The organism is Nonomuraea sp. NPDC049400 (genome assembly GCF_044466425.1).
Classification (GTDB): domain Bacteria; phylum Actinomycetota; class Actinomycetes; order Streptosporangiales; family Streptosporangiaceae; genus Nonomuraea.
In genome coordinates, this window is the sequence record NZ_JBITMP010000153.1 from 1 (window position 1) to 1,706 (window position 1,706).

The 1,706-nt window shown below is 68.5% G+C and carries 1 protein-coding gene; it reads left to right on the top strand.

Going from position 1 to position 1,706, the window contains the following annotated elements; translation table 11 throughout:
• Nucleotides 1-117 precede the first annotated feature (117 nt).
• Entirely contained in the window at nucleotides 118-1,545 is a 1,428-nt protein-coding gene (locus ACIBVN_RS60840; protein WP_397152041.1) for an IS1380 family transposase, read from the top strand.
• The last annotated feature ends 161 nt before the right edge of the window (nucleotides 1,546-1,706 follow it).

A 1,706-nucleotide genomic window follows, 5' to 3' on the forward strand; every position in this document is an offset into this window, starting at 1 on the left:
CCCCAGATATTCAAGCGGTGAGATGGTGTGGCCTGAAACAACAGAAAAGGTGCCCCCGAGCTGCAAGGATTCGAGTGTCTAAGTCGTGTCCGCCGCAGAAACAGGTGCACCTTTCTGGTGAATGAGCGTACCGGGTGGGACCGGCGGTTGTCTGTCACCGCCGATGGAAAGGGACTGGTCGGGCACGCGGGAGCGGCGCTTTTGCACAAGATCGCCGACCGGGTGGGGCTGACCGAGGCGCTGGGCGGACTGTGGCCGGCAGGGCAGCAGGCGACCTGGCGCGACCGCGCGCACGTGCTGGTCAGCCTGGCCGCAGCGATCGTGTGCGGCGCGCGGAGCCTGCTGGAGGCCGAGCGGCTGCAAGCTCACCAGGCGGCGTTGTTCGGAGCGGCGCCATCGGACTCCACCACCCGCCGTGCGCTGGCCGGCCTGGACGAGCCGATGCTCGCGGGCATCGCCAAGGCCCGGGCGCAGGTGCGGCGCCACGTGTGGCAGTTACTGCACCTGCGCCCCTGCGGCTTTCCCTGGCTGATGGTGGCCGGCAAACGGCTAAGGGGGTGGATCGTCATCGACATCGACGCCACCATCATCACCTCGGCCTCGGACAAGAGCGGCGCGGCGGTCACGTTCAAGAAGACCTATGGCTTTCACCCGCTGGCCTGCTGGTGCGCCAACACCCAAGAGTCGCTGGCGATGCTGCTTCGCGAGGGCAATGCGGGCAGCAACACCGTCGCCGACCACATGCGCGTGCTGGGCCAGGCCCTGGCTCAGATCCCGAACTCTTGCCAAGCCAAGATCCTGGTGCGGGTGGACGGCGCGGGCGCCACCCATGACTTGCTGACCCATCTGGAAGGGTTGAACACCGCCCGCCGCACGGTGCGGTATCTGGTCGGCTGGACCATCACCGCACTCGACGAGCAGGCCATCGCCCGCCTGCCCGCTACCGCCTGGGCCGATTCCCTCGATCAGGACGGCGGCCTCCAGCAGGGCTATCACGTGGCGGAGCTGACCGGCCTGAACCGCCGCACCGGCTGGCCGGACGGCATGCGGCTGCTGGTGCGCCGGGTGCGCCCCTCGGCCCGTCATCGCAAGAACCTCACCGCATTTGAGGTTCGGACCGGATGGAAGTACTCGATCACCGCCACCAACATCGGCCGCATGTGGGGCATTGCCGGTTCCCACCATCCGCAGTGGCTGGACGCTCTGGCCCGCGCGCACGCGGTGGTCGAGGACCGGGTGCGCGTCGGCAAGGCGATGGGCCTGCGCAACCTGCCCAGCCAGGACTGGACCGTCAATCAAGGCTGGATCCTGGCCGCCAACCTCGGCCACGACCTGGACTGCTGGATACGCCTGCTGACCCTGCACGATCAAGATGACCTGGAGCGCGCCGAACCGGACACCATGCGCTACCGGCTCTACCACCTGCCCGCCCGCCTGAGCACCCACGCCCGGCGTCGCTATCTGCGGATCGAGCACACCTGGCCCTGGGCTCAGGCGTTCGTCCTGGCCTGGCAGCGCCTCACCGACCTGCCCGCCCTCGCCTGAGGGTCGGACCCCGCCTCGACGATTCAGAAAGGAGCCCCGCCCGGGTCCGTGGAACCCGGCGCCCCCGCAGCGTCATGCGATGGCCCACCCCAACCGCATCGGGGACATTACGGGCAAACCGCGGAGCCACTCACACAACACAGCCCGCTGACGAATCGAGG